18 protein-coding genes are annotated in these 18,247 nt (G+C 67.2%); 5 read left to right on the top strand and 13 right to left on the bottom strand.

Translation table 11 applies throughout. The features are described 5' to 3' along the window. Positions 1–20 precede the first annotated feature (20 nt). Positions 21–1,241 (top strand): menaquinone reductase MenJ, encoded by a 1,221-nt coding sequence (gene menJ / locus PGN27_RS18780; RefSeq protein WP_335327469.1) that lies wholly within the window; start codon positions 21–23, stop codon positions 1,239–1,241. Here menJ and PGN27_RS18775 read toward each other — a convergent pair. Next, positions 1,234–2,457 carry a TetR/AcrR family transcriptional regulator gene (locus tag PGN27_RS18775; RefSeq protein ID WP_418888616.1) on the bottom strand — a complete coding sequence of 408 codons (1,224 nt, stop codon included), beginning with the start codon at positions 2,455–2,457 and terminating at the stop codon, positions 1,234–1,236. The genes menJ and PGN27_RS18775 overlap by 8 nt on opposite strands. A gap of 205 nt (positions 2,458–2,662) precedes the next feature. Here PGN27_RS18775 and PGN27_RS18770 point away from each other — a divergent pair, with 205 nt between their 5' ends. Beyond that, on the top strand, positions 2,663–3,565 hold the full coding sequence (locus PGN27_RS18770) for an oxygenase MpaB family protein (protein ID WP_335327468.1): 903 nt from the start codon (positions 2,663–2,665) through the stop codon (positions 3,563–3,565). On the opposite strand, the gene ppnP is transcribed toward PGN27_RS18770, so the two are convergent. Genes ppnP through PGN27_RS18755 form a run of 3 tightly spaced genes read right to left on the bottom strand, consistent with a single transcriptional unit; the run spans position 3,562 to position 5,555 of the window. After that, complete coding sequence (ppnP, locus tag PGN27_RS18765) at positions 3,562–3,843, bottom strand: pyrimidine/purine nucleoside phosphorylase (RefSeq protein WP_335327467.1); 282 nt, start codon at positions 3,841–3,843, stop codon at positions 3,562–3,564. The two genes, PGN27_RS18770 and ppnP, sit on opposite strands and share 4 nt — an antisense overlap. Positions 3,844–3,879: 36 nt before the next feature. Beyond that, entirely contained in the window at positions 3,880–4,758 is an 879-nt protein-coding gene (locus PGN27_RS18760) for a dihydrodipicolinate synthase family protein (RefSeq protein WP_335327466.1), read from the bottom strand. Positions 4,759–4,769: 11 nt separating this feature from the next. Continuing rightward, positions 4,770–5,555, bottom strand: coding sequence for an aldolase (locus PGN27_RS18755; RefSeq protein WP_335328783.1), 786 nt, complete (start codon positions 5,553–5,555; stop codon positions 4,770–4,772). An 82-nt stretch (positions 5,556–5,637) separates the two neighbouring features. On the opposite strand from PGN27_RS18755, the gene PGN27_RS18750 reads away from it, so the two are divergent. Together PGN27_RS18750 and PGN27_RS18745 are read left to right on the top strand one after the other, a co-directional pair. Next, complete coding sequence (locus tag PGN27_RS18750) at positions 5,638–6,165, top strand: helix-turn-helix domain-containing protein (protein WP_335327465.1); 528 nt, start codon at positions 5,638–5,640, stop codon at positions 6,163–6,165. A gap of 88 nt (positions 6,166–6,253) precedes the next feature. After that, complete coding sequence (locus PGN27_RS18745; protein WP_335327464.1) at positions 6,254–7,114, top strand: lysophospholipid acyltransferase family protein; 861 nt, start codon at positions 6,254–6,256, stop codon at positions 7,112–7,114. Between the two features lie 2 nt (positions 7,115–7,116). Here PGN27_RS18745 and PGN27_RS18740 read toward each other — a convergent pair whose 3' ends face one another. The 3 genes from PGN27_RS18740 to PGN27_RS18730 all read right to left on the bottom strand — a co-directional run bounded on the left by PGN27_RS18740 (position 7,117) and on the right by PGN27_RS18730 (position 9,565). Further along, complete coding sequence (locus PGN27_RS18740) at positions 7,117–7,860, bottom strand: SDR family oxidoreductase (protein WP_335328782.1); 744 nt, start codon at positions 7,858–7,860, stop codon at positions 7,117–7,119. A gap of 77 nt (positions 7,861–7,937) precedes the next feature. Continuing rightward, positions 7,938–8,882 (bottom strand): CobW family GTP-binding protein, encoded by a 945-nt coding sequence (locus PGN27_RS18735; RefSeq protein WP_335327463.1) that lies wholly within the window; start codon positions 8,880–8,882, stop codon positions 7,938–7,940. Continuing rightward, positions 8,879–9,565, bottom strand: a complete 687-nt coding sequence (locus PGN27_RS18730) for a demethylmenaquinone methyltransferase (protein WP_335327462.1) — start codon at positions 9,563–9,565, stop codon at positions 8,879–8,881. Before PGN27_RS18730 ends, PGN27_RS18735 begins: the two co-directional genes overlap by 4 nt. Before the next feature lie 159 nt (positions 9,566–9,724). Between PGN27_RS18730 and PGN27_RS18725 the strand changes: the two genes are divergently transcribed. Next, positions 9,725–10,549 (top strand): SDR family oxidoreductase, encoded by an 825-nt coding sequence (locus PGN27_RS18725; protein ID WP_335327461.1) that lies wholly within the window; start codon positions 9,725–9,727, stop codon positions 10,547–10,549. 115 nt (positions 10,550–10,664) lie between these two features. Here PGN27_RS18725 and PGN27_RS18720 read toward each other — a convergent pair whose 3' ends face one another. The 6 genes from PGN27_RS18720 to PGN27_RS18695 all read right to left on the bottom strand — a co-directional run bounded on the left by PGN27_RS18720 (position 10,665) and on the right by PGN27_RS18695 (position 18,242). Continuing rightward, positions 10,665–12,035: an aminotransferase class I/II-fold pyridoxal phosphate-dependent enzyme gene (locus PGN27_RS18720; RefSeq protein WP_335327460.1), complete on the bottom strand. Its 1,371-nt coding sequence runs from the start codon at positions 12,033–12,035 to the stop codon at positions 10,665–10,667. Between the two features lie 15 nt (positions 12,036–12,050). Next, a complete protein-coding gene (locus PGN27_RS18715) occupies positions 12,051–13,007 on the bottom strand; it encodes an LLM class flavin-dependent oxidoreductase (protein ID WP_335327459.1) in 957 nt (318 codons plus the stop codon). 6 nt (positions 13,008–13,013) lie between these two features. Then, positions 13,014–14,648, bottom strand: a complete 1,635-nt coding sequence (locus tag PGN27_RS18710) for an ABC transporter substrate-binding protein (RefSeq protein WP_335327458.1) — start codon at positions 14,646–14,648, stop codon at positions 13,014–13,016. Positions 14,649–14,768: 120 nt separating this feature from the next. Beyond that, complete coding sequence (locus PGN27_RS18705; RefSeq protein ID WP_335327457.1) at positions 14,769–16,346, bottom strand: ATP-binding cassette domain-containing protein; 1,578 nt, start codon at positions 16,344–16,346, stop codon at positions 14,769–14,771. After that, complete coding sequence (locus tag PGN27_RS18700; RefSeq protein ID WP_335327456.1) at positions 16,343–17,203, bottom strand: ABC transporter permease; 861 nt, start codon at positions 17,201–17,203, stop codon at positions 16,343–16,345. Before PGN27_RS18700 ends, PGN27_RS18705 begins: the two co-directional genes overlap by 4 nt. 16 nt (positions 17,204–17,219) lie before the next feature. Further along, positions 17,220–18,242, bottom strand: a complete 1,023-nt coding sequence (locus PGN27_RS18695) for an ABC transporter permease (protein WP_335327455.1) — start codon at positions 18,240–18,242, stop codon at positions 17,220–17,222. Positions 18,243–18,247 lie beyond the last annotated feature (5 nt).

Genomic DNA, 18,247 nt, shown 5'->3' with positions numbered 1-18,247 from the left:
TGTTCCAACATACTGGGAGGGTGCCGAGTCCAGCAGATGTGGTTGTTGTAGGCGCCGGGCCCGCGGGCTCGGCGGCCGCCGCCTGGGCGGCCCGGGCCGGTCGCGACGTCCTGGTGATCGACTCCGCGCAGTTCCCCCGCGACAAGGCCTGCGGGGACGGACTGACCCCTCGCGCCATCGCCGAACTGCGTCAGCTGGGCCTCGGCGATTGGTTGAACGGCCGGATCGCACACCACGGGCTGCGGATGTCGGGCTTCGGCGCCGATGTCGAAGTGCGCTGGCCCGGTCCGTCGTTCCCGGCGACCAGTAGCGCGGTGCCGCGCACCGAGTTGGACGACCGGATCAGGATGGTCGCCGCCGACGAGGGCGCCAAGATGATGCTCGGTGTCAAAGCAGTCGACGTCCGTCATGATCCGTCCGGGCGGGTATCGGAGCTGTTGCTCGACGACGGTTCGGAGATCCGGGTGGGCGAATTGATCGTCGCCGACGGCGCCCGGTCCACACTGGGCCGCGCGCTGGGCCGGGTCTGGCATCGCGAGACGGTGTACGGCACCGCTATTCGCGCCTATATCGCCACGCCGCGCTCGGATGAGCCCTGGATCACCTCGCATCTGGAGCTGCGGTCTCCGCAGGGTGAGGTGCTGCCCGGCTACGGCTGGATCTTCCCACTGGGCAACGGCGAGGTGAACATCGGCGTCGGCGCGCTGGCGACGGCCAAGCGCCCCGCCGATGCGGCGCTGCGTCCCCTGCTGTCCTATTACACGGATCTGCGCCGCGACGAGTGGGGTTTCGAGGGCGAACCCCGCGCCGGGCTCTCGGCGCTGCTGCCGATGGGCGGTGCGGTCAGCGGCGTGGCCGGGCCGAACTGGATGCTGATCGGTGACGCCGCGGCATGCGTCAACCCGCTCAACGGCGAGGGCATCGACTATGGCTTGGAAACCGGGCGATTGGCCGCCGAACTCCTGGGTTCCGGTGATCTCAGCGCGGCCTGGCCGGCGGTGCTGACCGAGCACTACGCCCGCGGATTCTCCGCCGCACGCCGACTGGCGCTGCTGCTGACGTTGCCGAGGTTCCTGCCCGTCGCCGGACCGGTGGCCATGCGTTCGCATTTCCTGATGAAGGTCGCGGTGCGGATGATGGGCAATCTGGTGACCGAGGAGGACACCGACTGGATCGCGCGGACGTGGCGCTCGGCGGGGCTGGCATCGCGGCGGTTCGACCAGCGCGCACCGTTCAGCTGACGGTCTGCGAGGGTCGACCCAGCAGAGTGTGCTCCATCATCAGCCGGACGCTGGCGCGCGCATACTTGGTGTCCTCGTAATGGACCAGCCGCCCCAGGTCGACCACCAGGCCGAACGCGGCGAGCACCGCGAAACATGCTTGGGCGTGGCCGAATTCGGGCCGCGCCTCGGACAACAGCCGCGCCCATTCATCGACGGTCGCACGTTGGATGTTGCGCAGGACCATCCGGTCGACTTCGGGCACGTTGCCCCGCTCGGTGTAATACACGTACGCGAGTTCAGGATCCTTGAAGGACCGGTCGACGTACAAGTCGACAAGTCGCGCCAACGCCCGTTCCGGATCCGATTCAACCGCAATAACACTGGACACATCCCCGGACACCCGGTCGGCGCTGCGCCGGTAGGAGGCGGCCAGGATGTCGGCCTTACCGGGAAAGAACCGGTAGATACCAGATGGCTGCATGCCGGCAGCTACAGCAATGTCTTCCATGCTGGTCTCACGGAAACCCTTGCTGTGGAACAAACGCAGGGATTCATGTAGCAGCACCTCATACTTGCCACCGACTCCGGCACTGCTCTTCAGTTGTGGCACAGGCTCATCGGATGCTACCGGTGCGGGCAGCTCAGCCCACAGCACCGCGGACGCCAAACCCGCCAAGAGCGTCCGCATCTCCGCCATCGGCAGTGCGGCCCGGTGGTCGGTGACGCTGCCGATCACACTCAGCGCTGCCGAGGTCAGCGTCCAGCGCTCCCGCGACGTGAGCTGCGGGCGCAACCGCATCAACGGTTGCTGCAGACGCCGGTTGACCAGTTCGATCTGTCCGTTCAACGTGGCCTGGTCGGCATCGTTGAGGTAGCGACCCTCCCAGCGATACAGGCCCCCGGAGCTGCGGTTGGCGATGGCGATATCGACGACTGCACGAATCAGATCCTCGAGCTGGGCCGCCGGATCGGCGTCCGGATCAGCAATCTCGGTGCCGTCCACGAGCTGTTGCCCCAGAGCCAAGACCGCATCCCTGAACAGCTCGTACTTTCCCCCCGAGTGCCGATAGAGGGCGGCCGCGGAGATACCGACCCGTGATGCGATGTCCTCCATACTGACCGCGTGGTAGCCGAGGGCGCTGAACGCTTCGGCGGAAGCCTTGACGATCTGGGCCTTGCGGTCTCGCGGGCGCTTGCGCACAGCGGGTTGCGCGGCGCGGCCGACTGTCGACATGTACTCACGGTAACGCATTCTTCGCCACGTGGTGTTGGCGAGAATATCGATTCACTTACATCCACGAAAAGAACGGCCTGATGTGCAATTCATCAGCTCAGCAGGCCGATCTTGGATTTATACCTCAAGAATATTCATTAACATAGACTCTTGCGTGACGTGCCGGGGCATGCGAACCTGGTCTTCAAGACCAGAAGGGACGCCCATGGCTCACAACGACTACGACTCCGTGGCCAGCTATCCATTCACCCTTGCCGATACGCGGATCACCGTTCGGCGACGGACCGCCCGGCGCGATCACGGGGAGGTCGATATCCGCGATGCCATCGATTTCTGGTCATTGGCCGGGGCGGCCGCCAATGTGGTGATGCAACTGGCCCGCCCTCAGATCGGTTACGGGGTGGCAGAAAGCCGCGTCACGTCGGGCAGTCTGATGGAGCACCCGTGGAAACGGGCCCGCACCACTGCCCAGTACCTTGCCGTCGCCATCCTCGGCACGACCGACGACCGCGCCGCCTACCGAGCCGCCGTGAACGTGGCACACCGCCAGGTGCGCTCCACCGATACGAGCCCCGTCCGTTACAACGCCTTCGACAGGCACCTACAGCTGTGGGTCGCGGCCTGCCTGTTCGTCGGGCTCGAAGACACCTATCAATTGCTCCACGGCACGATGTCCGCCGAGCAGGCCGAACAGTTCTACCAATCGGCCCGACCGCTGGGGACCACCCTGCAGGTCAGGGCCGACCAGTGGCCACCCACCCGTTCGGAGTTCGATGACTTCTGGAACGCAGCATGCGAGCGGGTTGTCGTCGACGAGCGCATCCGCGACTACCTGATGGCGCTGATAGACCTCAGAATGATCAGTTGGCCGCTGCGTGTCACCTTCGCCCCGCTGCTGCGCTTCCTCACCGTCGGGTCGCTGGCCCCGGTGTTCCGCGAGGCCATGGGCTTCACCTGGTCAGATTCACAGCAGCGCAAGTTCGAGAACCTGTTCGCCTTGGTGGCCTTCGTGAACCGCTTCATCCCGCGGTTCGTCCGGCACGGCGGCAGCCATGTGTTGCTGGCCGATGTCCGGCGCCGAGTCCGCCTCGGGAAGGCACTGGTCTAGCGGTACTGGCAGAGGTAGGCGGTCTCGACCTCGACCCGCACACCGAACTTGCTGTCCGCCGGCACGGTGAATTGCGTTCCCGCCGCGAAGGTTTCCCACTCGTCCGCAGCCGGCATCCGCACCGTCAGCGCCCCGCTGATCACATGCATGATCTCCAGCTGGGAGGTCCCGAACTCGTACTCCCCGACCGCCATCACCCCGACGGTCGCCGGCCCGTCGGCCGGGCTGAAGGCGATCGAGGCGACGGCGCCGTCGAAGTACTCGTTGACTTTGAACATGCGCGCAGACTAGCGACCCGCTCCCCGGACCGTGGATCACACCCCGGCGAGCATCGCCTGCAGCTCGGCCCGCCCGGACGCATCCAGCGGCAGCAACGGCGCCCGTGGATCGCCGACCTTGTTACCGAGTAGCTCGAGGCCGGCCTTGACCGTGGTGGGCAGACCACCGGCGACGATGAACCGCAGCAGCGGCGCGAGGTCGTCATAGATCTGCCGGGCGCGGTCGACATCACCGGCGCGCACCGCGTCGTAGAGATCCAGGCAGGGCTGCGGTCGCAGGTTGGGCGCCGCGGTGCACCAGCCCGCGGCACCTTCGGTGAGTGCGTCGAGCACCAGCGGGTTGCTGCCGTTGTAGAAGGGCAGCTCGCCGCCGGAGAGCTCCTTGATGCGCTGCATCCGCGTCAGGTCACCGGTGGACTCCTTGACCATCGTGACGTTGTCGATCTCGTCAAACATCCGCACCAGTAGCTCGGGGCTCATGTCGATACCGCTGGTCGCGGGGTTGTTGTAGACCATGATCGGCAGGTCGACGGCGCCTGCCACGGCTTCGTAGTGCGCGATGATCTCGCGTTCACTGAGCTTCCAGTAGGACACCGGCAGGATCATCAGCGCATCGGCTCCGGCCTGGTGCGCGTAGCGGGCGCGGCGGACGGTGTTGGCCGTGGTCAGGTCCGAGGCGCCGACGATCACCGGGACGCGGCCGGCGACGGCACCGACGGTGACGTCGATGACGGTGTCGAACTCGTCCTCGGTCAGGTAGGCGGATTCCCCTGTGCTGCCGGTCGGTGCGATGGCGTGCGCGCCGGTGCCGACCAGTCGATCGACGAGTGTGGCGAGCGCGGCCCCGTCGACACCGGATCCGTCGGCGGTGAACGGGGTGATGGGGTAGGCGATGATGCCGTGGATGTTCGTCATGGTGCGACCTTTCAGGCGGTGAGGGTGTCGGGGTGGTTGGCCAGCGCGCGACGCGCGTAGTAGGCGAAGTTGGCCAGGCTGCGCTTGGGGGTCAGGGTCCAGTCGTGGGCTTCGCGGGCCAGCCGATCGGGCAGTGCGGCAATGGTTCCCGCGGCCATGGCAGTCAGTTGCAGCTTGGCGCCGCGTTCGATGAGCATGGCCAGCGAGCACGCTTCTTCGATGCTGGCGCCCGCGACGACGTGCCCGTGGTGGGCCAGCAGGATGGCCTTCTTGTCCCCGAGTGCGGCCGAGATGATCTCGCCCTCCTCATTGCCGACCGGCACGCCAGGCCAGTCCGGTAGGAATGCGCAGTCGTCGTAGAGCGGTGCTATGTCCATCTGCGAAACCATCAGCGGCACTTCGAGCATCGACAGTGCCGCCACATGGAACGGATGGGTGTGCACGATGCACCCGACATCGGGGCGGGCACGGTAGATCCAGGAGTGGAAACGGTTGGCCGGGTTGGCCATTCCGTCACCGTCGAGCACGTTGAGGTCTTCGTCGACCAGTAGCAGGTTGCCCGCGGTGATCTCGTCGAAACCGAGGCCGAGGCGCTGGGTGTAGTAGGTGCCGGGCTCGTCGGCGCGGGCGGTGATCTGACCGGCCAGGCCGGAGTCGTGGCCGGCGTCGAACAACGCGCGGCAGGTCAGCGCGACCTTTTCGCGGGCACTCAGACCGGTATCGGCGATGTTTCGGCTGAGGCCGTCGAGCGCACGGCGCATCAATTCGGACTTGGAATCCTGCAGGGTGCTCGTCATCGGGGCGATCTCCTCTCGTGATGACACATTGAGGACTATAGGACACTTTGTGTCATATCGTCAATGCGGTAATCTCGGGCTCGTGAGTGGCTTGTTACGCGCCGTGCGCCAGCAGCGGGGCATGACGCTGGACGAGGTGTCCGCGGCGACCGGTCTGACCAAGAGCTATCTGTCCAAGGTCGAACGCGGCCAGAGCGTACCGTCGATCGCCGCCGCCCTGAAGATCTCCCGCGCACTCGATGTCGATGTGGCACAACTGTTCTCCGACGATCCCGAGGTCTCCGCACTGACCGTGGAACGGGCCGCCGACCGCGGCGCCGAGCGTCATCACGCGGTGGCCGCCGGCATGCTGGGCAAGGCCATGTCGCCGTTCGTCGTCAGACCCGGCCGCCAGTTCAGCGCACACCACCACCCCAGTCACCCAGGGCAGGAGTTCGTCTTCGTGCACGCCGGTGCCGTCGAGTTGAATCTCGACGGCAGGGTGGTGCCGCTGCAGACCGGGGACTGCGCCTACTTCGACGCGTCGGCCTCGCACAAGCTACGGCAGGTCGGTGAGACTCCCGCCGAGGTCGTGGTGGTGGCCTACAGCGCACCGGGCCGACGGGGATAGCACAGGATTGACCGAATCGACGAACGCCGCGCACCCGATGCGGCAGCATCGACAGACCCGTTCAGCCACTCCGAGGGAGCAGATCGCCATGTCCACGTCGGACGCACAGGACCGGACCGATTCCGAGAACCTCGCCGACGCCCTCCTCGATGCCATCGAGGGCAGCGTTTCCGACGCCGCACCGGAGCTGCTGCGCACCACCATGGCGGCCTTCCGCAAGCTGGGCGTCGAGTTCGTCCGCAAGTACAACCGGCTGGAAATCGACACCGCCGAGCACAGTTTCGACGAACCGGTGCTGTTCGTCGCCAACCACGGATTCGGCGGGATCTTCGACCTGAACGTCTTCGCGACCACTGCCGCGCTGGAGCAGCTGCACCTCGATCGCGATGTGACGATCCTGACCCATCAGCTCGCCTGGACCCTCGGCGTCGGCCGCTTGATCGAACCCATCGGCGCCCGGCCCGCCAGCGTCGAATCCGCGCAGGATGCCTTCGCCCGCGGTGAGCACGTCGCGGTGTACCCCGGCGGCGATATCGACGCCGCGAAGGCCTGGGAGGACCGTAACCGGATCAAATTCGGCGGGCGCACCGGTTTTGCCCGCCTGGCCATCGACAACGGGGTGCCCATCGTCCCGATCGTGACTGCAGGAGCGGGCGAGTCGCTGTTCGTCATCTCCAGCGGGGAGCGCCTCGCCAGGGCCACCCGCCTCGACAAGCTGTTGCGTCTGAAGTCGGCGCCGATCAGTGTCTCGTTACCGTGGGGGCTCAACATCGGTGTCGTGGGACTGCTGCCCTACCTGCCGCTGCCCACCAAACTGCAGACTCGCGTGCTGCCCGTCATGCCGGCGGCGTCCGGTGAGGAGCCCGCGGCATATGCGGCCAGGGTCGAGTCGGCCATGCAGACCGCGCTGACCGAGATGACCGAGGGCCGCACGCCGCTGCTCGGCTGAGGTCAGTGCCGTGCCAGCCAATCGGCCAACTCCGTGGTGCACAGGTCGGCACCGGCACCGGTGACCAGCGTCGTCTCGTCGACGGGGATGCCGTGATCGGTGGCCACCGGGTCGTCGACGACCGGCAGCTCGCGTCCCTGCCGTTGCAGCACCACGCGGGCCATCTCGGCGAACGACATCTTCTGTGGGCCACCGACCTCCCGCACCCCGTCGGTCGGTGTGCCGGTGACGATCCCGGCAAGGACGGCGGTCACCTCGGCGGAATCGACGGTCTGGATCCCGGCGACGGGTGCGCGCACCTCGCCGTCGCGGATCATCGATTCGGTGATGGGTTCGGCCAGTTCGTGGAACTGCGTCGCCCGCAGCACCGTCCACGGCACCCCCGATCCCGCAGCGGCATGTTCCTGGGCCAGCTTGCCGCGCAGATACCCGGCGTAGCGGGCCATGACGTCGGCTCCGACGATCGACAGGACGACATGGTGCCGGATCGATGACGCGCGAACCGCGGCGGCCAGGGTCGACGAGGTCTGCTCGAAGAACTGCTGTGCCGAGTCCTCGGGGGTCGGGGCGTTGATGACATCGATCACCACATCGGCACCTGCCAACGCGTCGGCGAGACCGTCGCCGGTGAGCAGATCCACACCCGTTGCCCGGGAGGCGGCGACGACATCGTGGCCGCGGCCACTCAGCATCGGCACGAGTTGGCGTCCGATCAGACCGGTGGCGCCGACGACGGTGATCCTCATATTCGACGTGTTCACGCATCCAGGCTGGCACCACGGCAGGTCGTGGACGTCCCGGAAAGTCCGTAGTCCCCCGGTGCTCACACCATGTACTTGCCCAGCCCCAACATCGCGTTCTCGTCGGCAGGCTCACGGGTGCAGTCGGCCAGGCCCGCCTCCAGTGCGGCGACGTCCATCCCGGTGCCGATCAACACCAACTCGGTACCGCGGCCGCGCGCCTTCTGGAACCGTAGCGAGCTGCCGACCAGCTGTACCAGGAACCGGCCGTCGGATCCGAAATCGACGAAACCCTTTGCCCGGTACAGCCCTTGGGGGCGGGCCTGGAGGAACTGCAGGAAGTGCCGCGGGTTGACCGTGTCACCGGTGCAGAACTGCACGCTCTGATACTCGGGGTGGTGATGATCGTGGTGGTCGTCGTGATCGTGCAGCAGTTCGTCGAAGGACAACTGCGCCTGCGGTTTCCGCGCTACCGGCGGATCGATCAGCAGCTCGGGATCGATGCGCGCGAAGTCGGTGGGCAGCACCGGCACCCGCGGATTGAGCTCGCGGATCCTGACGGCCACATCATCGGCGGACGCCTCGCTGATCTTGTTGAGCACCACCAGATCCGCCACCGCCACACCATGGCCCAGATCGGCGGGCTGGACGGCGTCGACCACCAGTACCAGCCCCGCGTAATGGAAGCGGTCGTCCTCGGCGGTGGCGATGGTGCGGGCCAACACCTGCGGCTCCGCGACACCGCTGGCCTCCACGACGATCAGGTCCAGCGCGGGTCGCACGGCGGCCAGCTTGCCGAGCATCTCGGCGGCCTCCGACGCGTCCACCGCGCAGCAGATACAGCCGTTGGACAGCGAGGCCATGGCATCGACCTGCCCGGCGACCAGCATCGCGTCGATGTTGACCGCACCGAAATCGTTGACCAGCGCGCCGATTCGCACCCCGCGGCTGTTGCGCAGCAGATGGTTGAGCAGGGTGGTCTTCCCTGCGCCGAGGAAACCGGCGATCGCCAGGACGGGAACGCTCACGGTTTGACGGCGGCGTGCAGCGCGACGATCCCTCCGGTGAGGTTGCGCCAGCGCACCGAATCCCACCCGGCCTCGCGGATGCGGGCGGCCAGTTCGGCCTGTGTCGGCCAGGCGCGGATCGACTCGGCCAGATAGACATAAGCCTCGGGATTGCTCGACACCGCCGTGGCCATCCCCGGCAACGCCCGCATCAGGTATTCCTTGTAGACCGTGGAGAACAGCGCGTTGGTGGGCGTGGAGAACTCGCACACCACCAGCCGGCCGCCCGGGCGGGTCACCCGCGCCATCTCGCGCAGTCCGGCCACATGGTCGACGACGTTGCGCAGACCGAAGCTGATGGTCACCGCGTCGAAGGAATCATCGGCGAACGGCAGCCTGGTGGCGTCGGCACCCACCTTGGGTACCGCCCGGGATGCCCCGGCCGACAGCATGCCGACCGAGAAGTCCGCCGCCACACACCACGCACCCGAGCTCGCCAGCTCGACCGTCGACACCGCCGTCCCGGCAGCCAGGTCGAGCACCTTGTCCCCCGGCCCGATCCCCAGCGCCGCGCGGGTCTGCCGCCGCCAGAACCGGTCCTGGCCGAGCGACATCACCGTATTGGTGATGTCGTAGCGGCGGGCCACGGCGTCGAACATCGACGCCACCTCATGCGGATTCTTCTCCAACGACGCCCTGCTCACCAGATCAAAACTACCTGTGAGTCCCGGGCTTCCCGGAATGGGCTGCGTCTGGTGACGTTGAACCTTGCGTGAGCAGACAGCTGTTCCCCTGGTTTCGGCCTGTGATGGGGGTATATGCGTCTGCTGGCGGGAAGAACACTCCCCGAGAAAGGCAGCCACATGACTGAGAAGGTCTGGTTCATCACCGGCGCGTCCCGCGGCTTCGGCCGGGAGTGGACGATCGCCGCCCTCGAACGCGGGGACCGGGTCGCCGCGACGGCCCGGGATACCACCACGCTTGACGATCTGGTGGCCCGGTACGGGGACGCGCTGCTGCCGCTGCAGCTCGACGTGACCGATCGAGCGGCCGATTTCGCCGCGGTGCAGCGTGCCCACGAGCATTTCGGTCGGCTCGACGTCATCGTCAACAACGCCGGATACGGGCAGTTCGGCTTCATCGAGGAGCTCACCGAGGCCGAGGCACGCGACCAGATCGAGACGAACGTCTTCGGTGCGCTGTGGGTCACCCAGGCCGCGCTGCCGTTCCTGCGGGCCCAGCGCAGCGGGCACATCCTGCAGGTGTCCTCGATCGGCGGCATCACGGCATTTCAGAACGTCGGCATCTATCACGCGTCCAAGTGGGCGCTGGAGGGCTTCTCGCAGTCGCTGGCCCAGGAGGTCGCCGACTTCGGCATCCACGTCACGCTGATCGAACCGGGCGGGTTCGACACCGATTGGGCCGGCTCCTCGGCCAAACGGGCCACTCCGCTGCCGGACTACGCCGAGGCCCACCAGCAGGCCGCCGACGCCCGCGCCAAGCGCACCGCGAAATCGGGCGACCCGCAGGCCTCGGCCGCCGCCGTGCTCAAGATCGTCGATGCCGAGCAGCCGCCGCTGCGGGTGTTCTTCGGCGAATTGCCGTTGCAGCTGGCCGAGGCCGATTACGCCCAGCGCCTGCAGACCTGGCGGGAGTGGCAACCGGTCTCGGTCGAGGCGCAGGGCTGATCGATCCCGACGAGCGTGCGGAAACTTTACGCTCAGAGCGCATGTCCGGCCGCAGACAGGCACGCTCGGTGGGAAGGTGAGGTGTGGTGCCACGCGGGTGCAGATCTGATCCTGCTCAGTCGAAGTACTCCCGGTCCGCCGAGTGGATGGCCGCGCGCACCGCGCGGGCGAGATCACCGATCAGCTCGTCGTCGTCGGGCAGTTGCAGGATCGACACCCGCAGCAGACCGGTGGACGTGCTGACGAAGGACTTGGCGCCGGCGGCCACCACGATGCCCTGCCGGGCCAGATTGATCAGCGCCGAGGTCTCGTCCGGGACCGGTACCCAGACCACAAAGCCGTTGTCCCCCGATGTGGCGGGCAGTCCGACGGCCGCGAAGGCCGTCAGCGCCGCCTGCCGTCTGCGGCCGTACACCGCACGGGCCCGTGCCATCTGATCGGCGACCGCGTCGTCCTCGATCAGGTCCGCCAGCGCGTTCTGCAGGATCCGGCTGTTGGACGCCATCCCGAAGCTGCGCAACCGGACGGTCCGTTCCACCAGCTCTCCGCTGCCACCCAGCACCGCCGAACGCAGGTCGATACCGAAGGCCTTGCAGTAACTACGGATCCGGACGACCTGGTCCGGCAGCCAGGTACCCAAGGTGGCCGGCTCCGTGGCCGCCAACGGGCCGGCGCTGTCATCCTCGATCACCCACACCCCGGGATGTGCGCGCAACAGCTCGGCCAATTCGGCTGCGCGGGCCGGGGTCAGGCCGCCGGTGACGGCATAGGCCCCGCTGGGCTGCAGCACCACCGCGGACGCCCCGGCACGTACCGCCGCGGCCACCGAGTCCACCGTCGGCCCCTCGGTGTCGGCGCGCACGCCGACGGCGCCGATACCCAGATGGCGCAGGATGTCCAGGTAACCCGGGCTGACCGGTTCCTCCACGGCGATCAGCCCGCCGGCATCCACCTCGACGCCACCGGCGGCCGCGGCACTGGCCAGGACCAGCGCCTCACTCCCGCCGCCCACGCAGTTCCAGGACTGCGCCACGAACGGCCATCCCGGCTGCACCGCGCGCAACAGCTCCGGGGTGATGTAGGCGCGCTGAGCGGCGTGCAGATCCCCGGTGCCCAATGCGGCGACGATCGCCGCCCGCAGATCGGGTTGCACGGCGGGATCCGGTGTCACCAAAGACATCTCGACCTGCGGCCAGCCGAAGTCCGCACGGTTGCGGGTAACCGGCGCCGCGCCGGCCACCACGGTGCCGCCGCGGCGCCGCGTCTCCAGGCGTCCGGTGTCGCGGACCCGGCTCCACGCCGCCATCACGGTGCCCGGGCTGACACCGGCGGCGCGGGCGAAGTCCCTGATCGTCGGCAGCTGGGTCCCCGGGCTCAGCTCGCCACCGTCGATCAGCTGAGTCAACCCTCTACCGAGTTCGCGGGCGTTGTCCGCGGCCAGCCGCCCGGCCAGCCAGCCGGCGTCGACGTGCCCGGGGGCACTCATCGGCCCGGCCTGGGGTCACGAGACCCGCGCAAAGCGGTCTCCTATGTTGCGGACCGGGTCGAGCACCTCCGACACGATCAAGTCCAGGTTCTTTTTCCATTGCGCCAGAGTCAGTTTGGCCGGCGCCACCTGCAGCAGCACCTCGTCCACCAGATAGAGTTCCGGGTCGTTGTGCAGTCGTTCACGCACAAACTCCGGATCGCCGTACCACGGCTCACCGTTGCCGTTCTTCAGATGCAGGTCAATCGCCCGCTGACCCGCCAACTCCCGCGCCGCCGCCGTCGTCTCGGCGACGATGACGGTCCGGGACGCCGCGATCCGCTGGCCGGGGCCGGCATGCTCGCGGAACCCGTCGATGGCCTCGCTGTGCCGGTCCAGGTTGCCCTCGAACGACAGCGCCTTGGAGGACCTCAGAAGCAGGTTGTCACCCGCCCGCCCGATCCGCGCAGCTTCGGCGGGATCACTGGCCACCCGCCACAACCGGTTCGGCAGATCACCGGCGGGCGGGTAGAGGTGTCGGCCGCCGCCGAGGTCATCACCGTCCAGGGCCGACCGCAACGCCGCCGTCTTCTCCGCATACACGTGTAACCGGTCGTCCCAGTCCACGCCGAACGGCTCGAAGGCCCAATCCTCCAGCCCGGAGCCGAGACCCAGCTGTAGCCGGCCGCGGGACAATGCATCGGTGATCACCGCATCCTCGGCCACCCGGATCGGATTCTCCAGGGTGACCACGACGACGCCGGCACCCAGCCGGATCCGGCTGGTGCGCTGGCTGGCTGCGGACAAGAACACCAGCGGCGAGGCGATGGTGCCCTTGTCCGAGCGGAAGTGATGCGAGGTGACCCACGCCGAATCGAGTCCGAGCTCTTCGGCGTGGGTGATCAGGTCCAGACCGTCGTGGTACTGCTGGACCGGATCGGCCTCGGTGTCGTTGAGTCGGAAGAAGATCCCGAACTCGGGCAGGCTGGTCATCGAGTGTTATTCCTTCCAGGTGTCGTAGGCCCAGAAGTTGGTCATGCCGCGTGGCGGATCCAACCAGCGTTCGATCTCGTGTACCCGGCTGGTGGCCGCCGCGTTGTAACGCTCGGTGTACAGCGGCAGCGTGGTGACCTGATCGATCAGCGCGTACTGGGCGACCTTGTCGTAGGCGGCCTTGCGGGCGCCGTCGTCGAGGGCACTGCGGCCGTCGGCCAGCCAGCCGTCGACCTGCGGGTCCTCCAGCTTCGGTCCGTTGATCGCACCGCCGGTCTCATAGATCTTTTCCAGCACCACACCGATGTCCACGCCGCCGACGGCCCGCGGGAACGCCTCGTAGGCATTGGTCTCCCGCACGACGTCGACGGTCCCTTCATCGCGGAACTGCAGGTCGACATCGATGCCGGCGTTGGTGCGGGCCTCCGCCTGATAGGCCTCCAACACGGTGCTCAGCGGCGGCTTCGGTTCGGTTGCGATCAGCCGGACCGTCAGCCGGCGGCCCGTCGCGTCGGTGCGGTACCCCTCGCTGTCGCGTCCGGTCCAGCCGGCCTCGTCGAGCAGTTTGTTGGCCTCCTCGACATTGCCACCGTAGGCATTTTCGTACTTGGCGTCGTAGAACGGACTCTGCGGCCCAACGATGCTCCACGCCCGGTCGGAACTGCCCTGGAGGACGGTGTCGATGATCGGGTTCAGATCGACCGCTTCACGCAGCGCGCGGCGCACCCGGACATCCTTGCTGTTGTCACCGGTGACGTTGAAGTACAGCGAGTAGGGCGACACGTTGGACGGCTTCCACTCGAACTGGAAACCGTCCACACCGTCGAACTGGGCGATATCGGCGGGCGCGACCTGGGCGATCGCATCGACCTCCTGCGAGGTCAGCAGCCCGGCACGGACATTGGGCTCGGGGACGATCTTGACCACCAGCTCGTCGAGATACGCCGGGCCATCGTGCTGGGCCAGCGCCGAGGGCCAGTTGTAGTCCTCGTTGCGCTTGAAGCGCAGTTCGGATCCCTCGACGACATCGGTCAGGATGAACGGGCCGGTACCCGCGATCCCAACACCACCGGCGGCGACATCGGGGTTCTGTAGCGATTTCGGTGAAATCTGCGCACCCTGCAGTGATGCAAGGGTATTCAGCCAGTTTGCGGTCGGTTCGGAGAGCACCGTACGCACCGTGTACTCGTCGACGACCTCTGTCGACTTCAGTGTCTGGAAGGTGCTCTTCGCCACCGAGGGCGCGTACTCCTTGTCATTGATGATCTTGTCGAAGTTGGCCTTCACCGCGGCAGCGTTGAACGGCTCACCATCATGGAACGTGACATCCCGGCGCAGCGTGAAGGTGTAGGTCAGTCCGTCATCGGAGCGCTCGTAGCTCTCAGCCAGCCACGGGTGGATCGACTCGTCGTAGTCGATGGCCACCAGGCTGTCGAAGGCGTTGCGCAGCACCTGGACCTCGCTGCAGCAGCCACGCACCTGCGGGTTCATCCCCTCCTCGGGATAGTCGGCCTGCGCAACGGTCAGCGTGCCGCCACGCACCGGTTCGCCACTGCCGGGGCTGCTGCCGGAGTCACTCCCGCAGGCTGTCAGGGTCAACAGCAGTGCCAGGGCCGCGGCAACCCACCGCAGCACAGCCATTCGTGGTCGTTCGGTACGGGTCATGTCGTGATTTCCATATCGTGATGTTTCCGCACACCATGTGCGGTAGGGGTCTGGAGTGGCCGAAAGATGGTCAGTGGCAACAGGAATACAGCGCGTTCACAGCGTCGGCACCGCCTGCAGCAGGGTCTTGGTGTAGGTGTCTCGCGGTGTCTGGAACACCTCGTCGGCGGAGCCCTCTTCGACGACCCGCCCCCGGTGCATCACCAGCACCCGGTCGGCGACGTGATGGACCACACCGATGTCGTGGGAGATGAACAGCAGTGCCGTGTTGCGGGCGGCCCGGATCTCCAGCAGCAGATCGAGAATCTGGGCCTGGATGGACACATCGAGTGCGGACACCGCCTCATCGCAGACCAGCAACTCGGGGTCCGATCCCAGCGCCCGGGCTATCGACACCCGTTGCCGTTGCCCGCCGGACAACGACCGGGGGTGGCGATCGATGACCGCAGCAGGTAGGTGGACCAGGTCCAACAGTTCTCGGATACGTTGCTGCCTGGCCGTTCTACCGTGATGGCCGAGCGCGACTGTCTCGGCGATGATCTCGCGTACGGTGTACCGCGGATCAAAGGAGCCGACCGAGTCCTGCGCAACGAGCTGCACAGCGCCCAAACGGGGATGGCTCACCGTGACATGCCCTGCGTCGGGAGCCAGCAGACCGGTCACGATTCGTGCGACGGTCGACTTACCGGAGCCGGATTCACCGACCAGGCCAACGATCTCGCTGCTACGGATGGCGAACGTCACGTCCTGGGCTGCGGTGAACTCGGCGGCGCGGCCGCGCCGATAGAACTTGCTCACCCCGGCGATATCGGCGACGATCTGCGGCCCGACCGCGGGCGCCCCGGGTGCGGGGCTGCCCGGTGCGGCCAGTCGCCGTCCGCGGGTCTCGCGGCCCGGGACGGCGGCCACCAACCGACGCGTGTAATCGTGGGTCGGATGGTGGATCACCTGTTCGACCGAACCCCGCTCGACGACCTCGCCGTGATGCATCACCAGCACGTCATCGGCCACCCGGGACACCACGGCCAGATCATGACTGATCAGTAGGACACCGCGGCCGTCGTCGGCCAGTGATCGCAGCAGAGTCAGGATGCGAGCCTGCACGGTGACGTCCAGGGCGGTGGTGGGCTCATCGGCGATCAGCACATCGGGTCGACCGGCCAGTGCCGACGCGATCAGTGCACGCTGGCGAAGACCACCGGAGAGCTGATGCGGATAGTTGCGACGCCGGTATCCCGGTTCCGGAATACCCACGGAGTCCAGCAGTTGCTCCACCGCATCGACTCGCTGAGACCGCTTGACACGCAACGCTTCGGACACCTCCGCCTGCACAGTGCGCAGCGGGTCCAGCGAGGTGAGCGCGTCCTGCAGCACGAAGCCGATCTGCGCCCCGCGGACTGCACGCCAGTCCCGCTCGCGGTGCTTCGTCGCGTCGATACCCAGGATGCGCAGATGCTCGGCCGTCACGGTCCCTGCGGCCCCAGCCAATCCGACCAGCGCACGCGCCGTCACCGACTTTCCGGAACCGGATTCCCCGACGATGGCCAGGATCCGGCCGCGCCGGATGCTCAGATCGACGCCTCGCACGACCGGTAGTGGGGTGCCGTCAGGATTACGAACACTGTCGAAGGACACCGTCAGCCCGCGGACCTCGACCAGCAGATCGTCGCTCATTGCACGGCCCTGCGCTCGAATCGGCGTTGCAGGTGCCTGCCGGTGATCGACACGCTGATCACGGTGAGGGTGATGAACAGTCCAGGGAAGAAGCCGACCCACCACGCGATCCGCAGGTCCTGACGCGCGTCGGAGAGCATCGAACCCCATTCCGGCAGTGGCGGAGTGGGACCGAATCCGAGGAAGCTCAGGCCGGCGGCGCCGATGATCGCGGTACCCACCCCGAGGGTGGCCAGCACCGGCACGGTGCCCAGCGCGTTCGGCAGTACATGGCGCGCCGTGCGGGTGACTGCCGAGGCGATCGCCAACCGTGACTGGGCCACATAGTCGGATTCGCGCACCCGTAGCGTCTCGGCCCGTACCACCCGGCCGAACCGCGGTGCCGAGGCGATGGCGATGGCGGCGATGACATTGCCCGTGCCGGGTCCGATCAGTGTGATCAACATCAACGCGAACAGCAGGTCCGGAAACGCCCCGACCGCGTCGAACACCCGGGAGATCGCCTCGTTGACCCACCGGTGGGCCACCCCGGCGATCAGGCCCAGCACCACTCCGATGACGACGGCGAGCAGTGTGGATGCTACACCGATGAGGATCGAGTACCGGGCGCCGTGAACCACCCGCGACCAGACGTCGCGGCCGAGGTGGTCGGTGCCGAAGATGTGGTCCAGGCTGGGCGCGGCCAGTGCGTCCGCCATGTCACTGGCCAGCGGATCTCGGTCGGTGAACAACCCCGGGAGCACGACGGCCACCGCGAGCAGGACGAGAAAGGTCACCGCGACGAACAGACCGGTGCCGCGGAATCGGGTGAGCCCGGAGGACAGAGACCGGCCGGGAAAGGCGAATGTCGTTGCCATGGCGGTATTCCGATGCCTACCTGACCCGCATCCGCGGGTCGATCCACAGGTACAGGATGTCGACGACGGTGTTCACCGCGACATACAGCGCGACCGCCAGCAGGGTGATACCGAGGACCACCGGGACATCCTGGCGGGTGACCGCGACGACGGTGGCCTGGCCGATACCGGGTCTGCCGAACACCTGCTCGACGATCACGGTTCCGGTGAGCATGCCGCCGACCGACCAGCCGGCCAGGGTGAGCGCCGGGATGAGCGCATGCCGCAGACCGTGGCGCACCTTCAGCTGCCATGGCGAGATGCCACGGGCTCTTGCGGTGACGGCGTAGGGCTGCTCGAGTGATTTCTCGATACCTTCGCGCAGCACCTGGGACAGCACCGCGGCCAGTGGCAGTCCGAGGGTGAGGCTGGGCAGGATCAGATTCTGCACCTTCGTGCCGCCGACCACCGGCAATAGTCCGAGCTGGAAGGACAACACGGTGATGAACACGATGCCGAGCCAGAAGGTCGGGATGGAGGCGAAGGTGAGCTCGCCGAGCTGGGTGACCCGACTCGCGATACCGGGCCGGTTGGCGGTGGCCAGCGCCACGGTCACCGCCAGCACGACAGCGAGCGCCGTTGCCGCCACGGTCAATTGAGCACTGGCCAGCAGCCGGTGCCCGAACAGGATGTCGGTGACCGCGGAGCGCTGCACGTAGGACTGTCCCAGATCACCCTGCACCAGCCTGGTCATGAAGTCGACGTACTGCCAGGCCAGTGAGCGGTCCAGACCCCACTGTGCCTCGATGGTGGCGCGGAGTTCGGGGGTGTCGAACTCGCCCATCAACAACGTCACCGGGTCGCCTGGTGCGAGGTGCACCGCCAGGAAGGCCGCCGACGCGGCAAGCCAGAGCACCACCATGGCCGCCACGAGTTTCTCGGCGATGTAGCGGGCCTGAAAGGCGACACCCGACCACCGCCTGACCCGGCGGGGTGGCCCCGCGTTCGGGGTCACCGCCGTTCCGGGCCGGGTGCTCTGGGAGGTCTCGAGGACGGTCATGGTCG

The organism is Mycolicibacterium neoaurum (assembly GCF_036946495.1).
Taxonomy (GTDB): domain Bacteria; phylum Actinomycetota; class Actinomycetes; order Mycobacteriales; family Mycobacteriaceae; genus Mycobacterium; species Mycobacterium neoaurum_B.
This window is presented reverse-complemented; position numbering and strand designations above follow the sequence as displayed.

Coding starts and splice junctions, on each gene's coding strand:
- PGN27_RS18745 (WP_335327464.1), top strand. CDS start 6,254: ATGTCCACGTCGGACGCACAGGACCGGACCGATTCCGAGAACCTCGCC.
- PGN27_RS18710 (WP_335327458.1), bottom strand. CDS start 14,648: ATGGCTGTGCTGCGGTGGGTTGCCGCGGCCCTGGCACTGCTGTTGACC.
- PGN27_RS18775 (WP_418888616.1), bottom strand. CDS start 2,457: ATGTCGACAGTCGGCCGCGCCGCGCAACCCGCTGTGCGCAAGCGCCCG.
- PGN27_RS18720 (WP_335327460.1), bottom strand. CDS start 12,035: ATGAGTGCCCCCGGGCACGTCGACGCCGGCTGGCTGGCCGGGCGGCTG.
- PGN27_RS18725 (WP_335327461.1), top strand. CDS start 9,725: ATGACTGAGAAGGTCTGGTTCATCACCGGCGCGTCCCGCGGCTTCGGC.
- PGN27_RS18740 (WP_335328782.1), bottom strand. CDS start 7,860: ATGAGGATCACCGTCGTCGGCGCCACCGGTCTGATCGGACGCCAACTC.
- PGN27_RS18770 (WP_335327468.1), top strand. CDS start 2,663: ATGGCTCACAACGACTACGACTCCGTGGCCAGCTATCCATTCACCCTT.
- PGN27_RS18705 (WP_335327457.1), bottom strand. CDS start 16,346: ATGAGCGACGATCTGCTGGTCGAGGTCCGCGGGCTGACGGTGTCCTTC.
- PGN27_RS18695 (WP_335327455.1), bottom strand. CDS start 18,242: ATGACCGTCCTCGAGACCTCCCAGAGCACCCGGCCCGGAACGGCGGTG.
- PGN27_RS18760 (WP_335327466.1), bottom strand. CDS start 4,758: ATGACGAACATCCACGGCATCATCGCCTACCCCATCACCCCGTTCACC.
- ppnP (WP_335327467.1), bottom strand. CDS start 3,843: ATGTTCAAAGTCAACGAGTACTTCGACGGCGCCGTCGCCTCGATCGCC.
- PGN27_RS18700 (WP_335327456.1), bottom strand. CDS start 17,203: ATGGCAACGACATTCGCCTTTCCCGGCCGGTCTCTGTCCTCCGGGCTC.
- PGN27_RS18755 (WP_335328783.1), bottom strand. CDS start 5,555: ATGACGAGCACCCTGCAGGATTCCAAGTCCGAATTGATGCGCCGTGCG.
- PGN27_RS18715 (WP_335327459.1), bottom strand. CDS start 13,007: ATGACCAGCCTGCCCGAGTTCGGGATCTTCTTCCGACTCAACGACACC.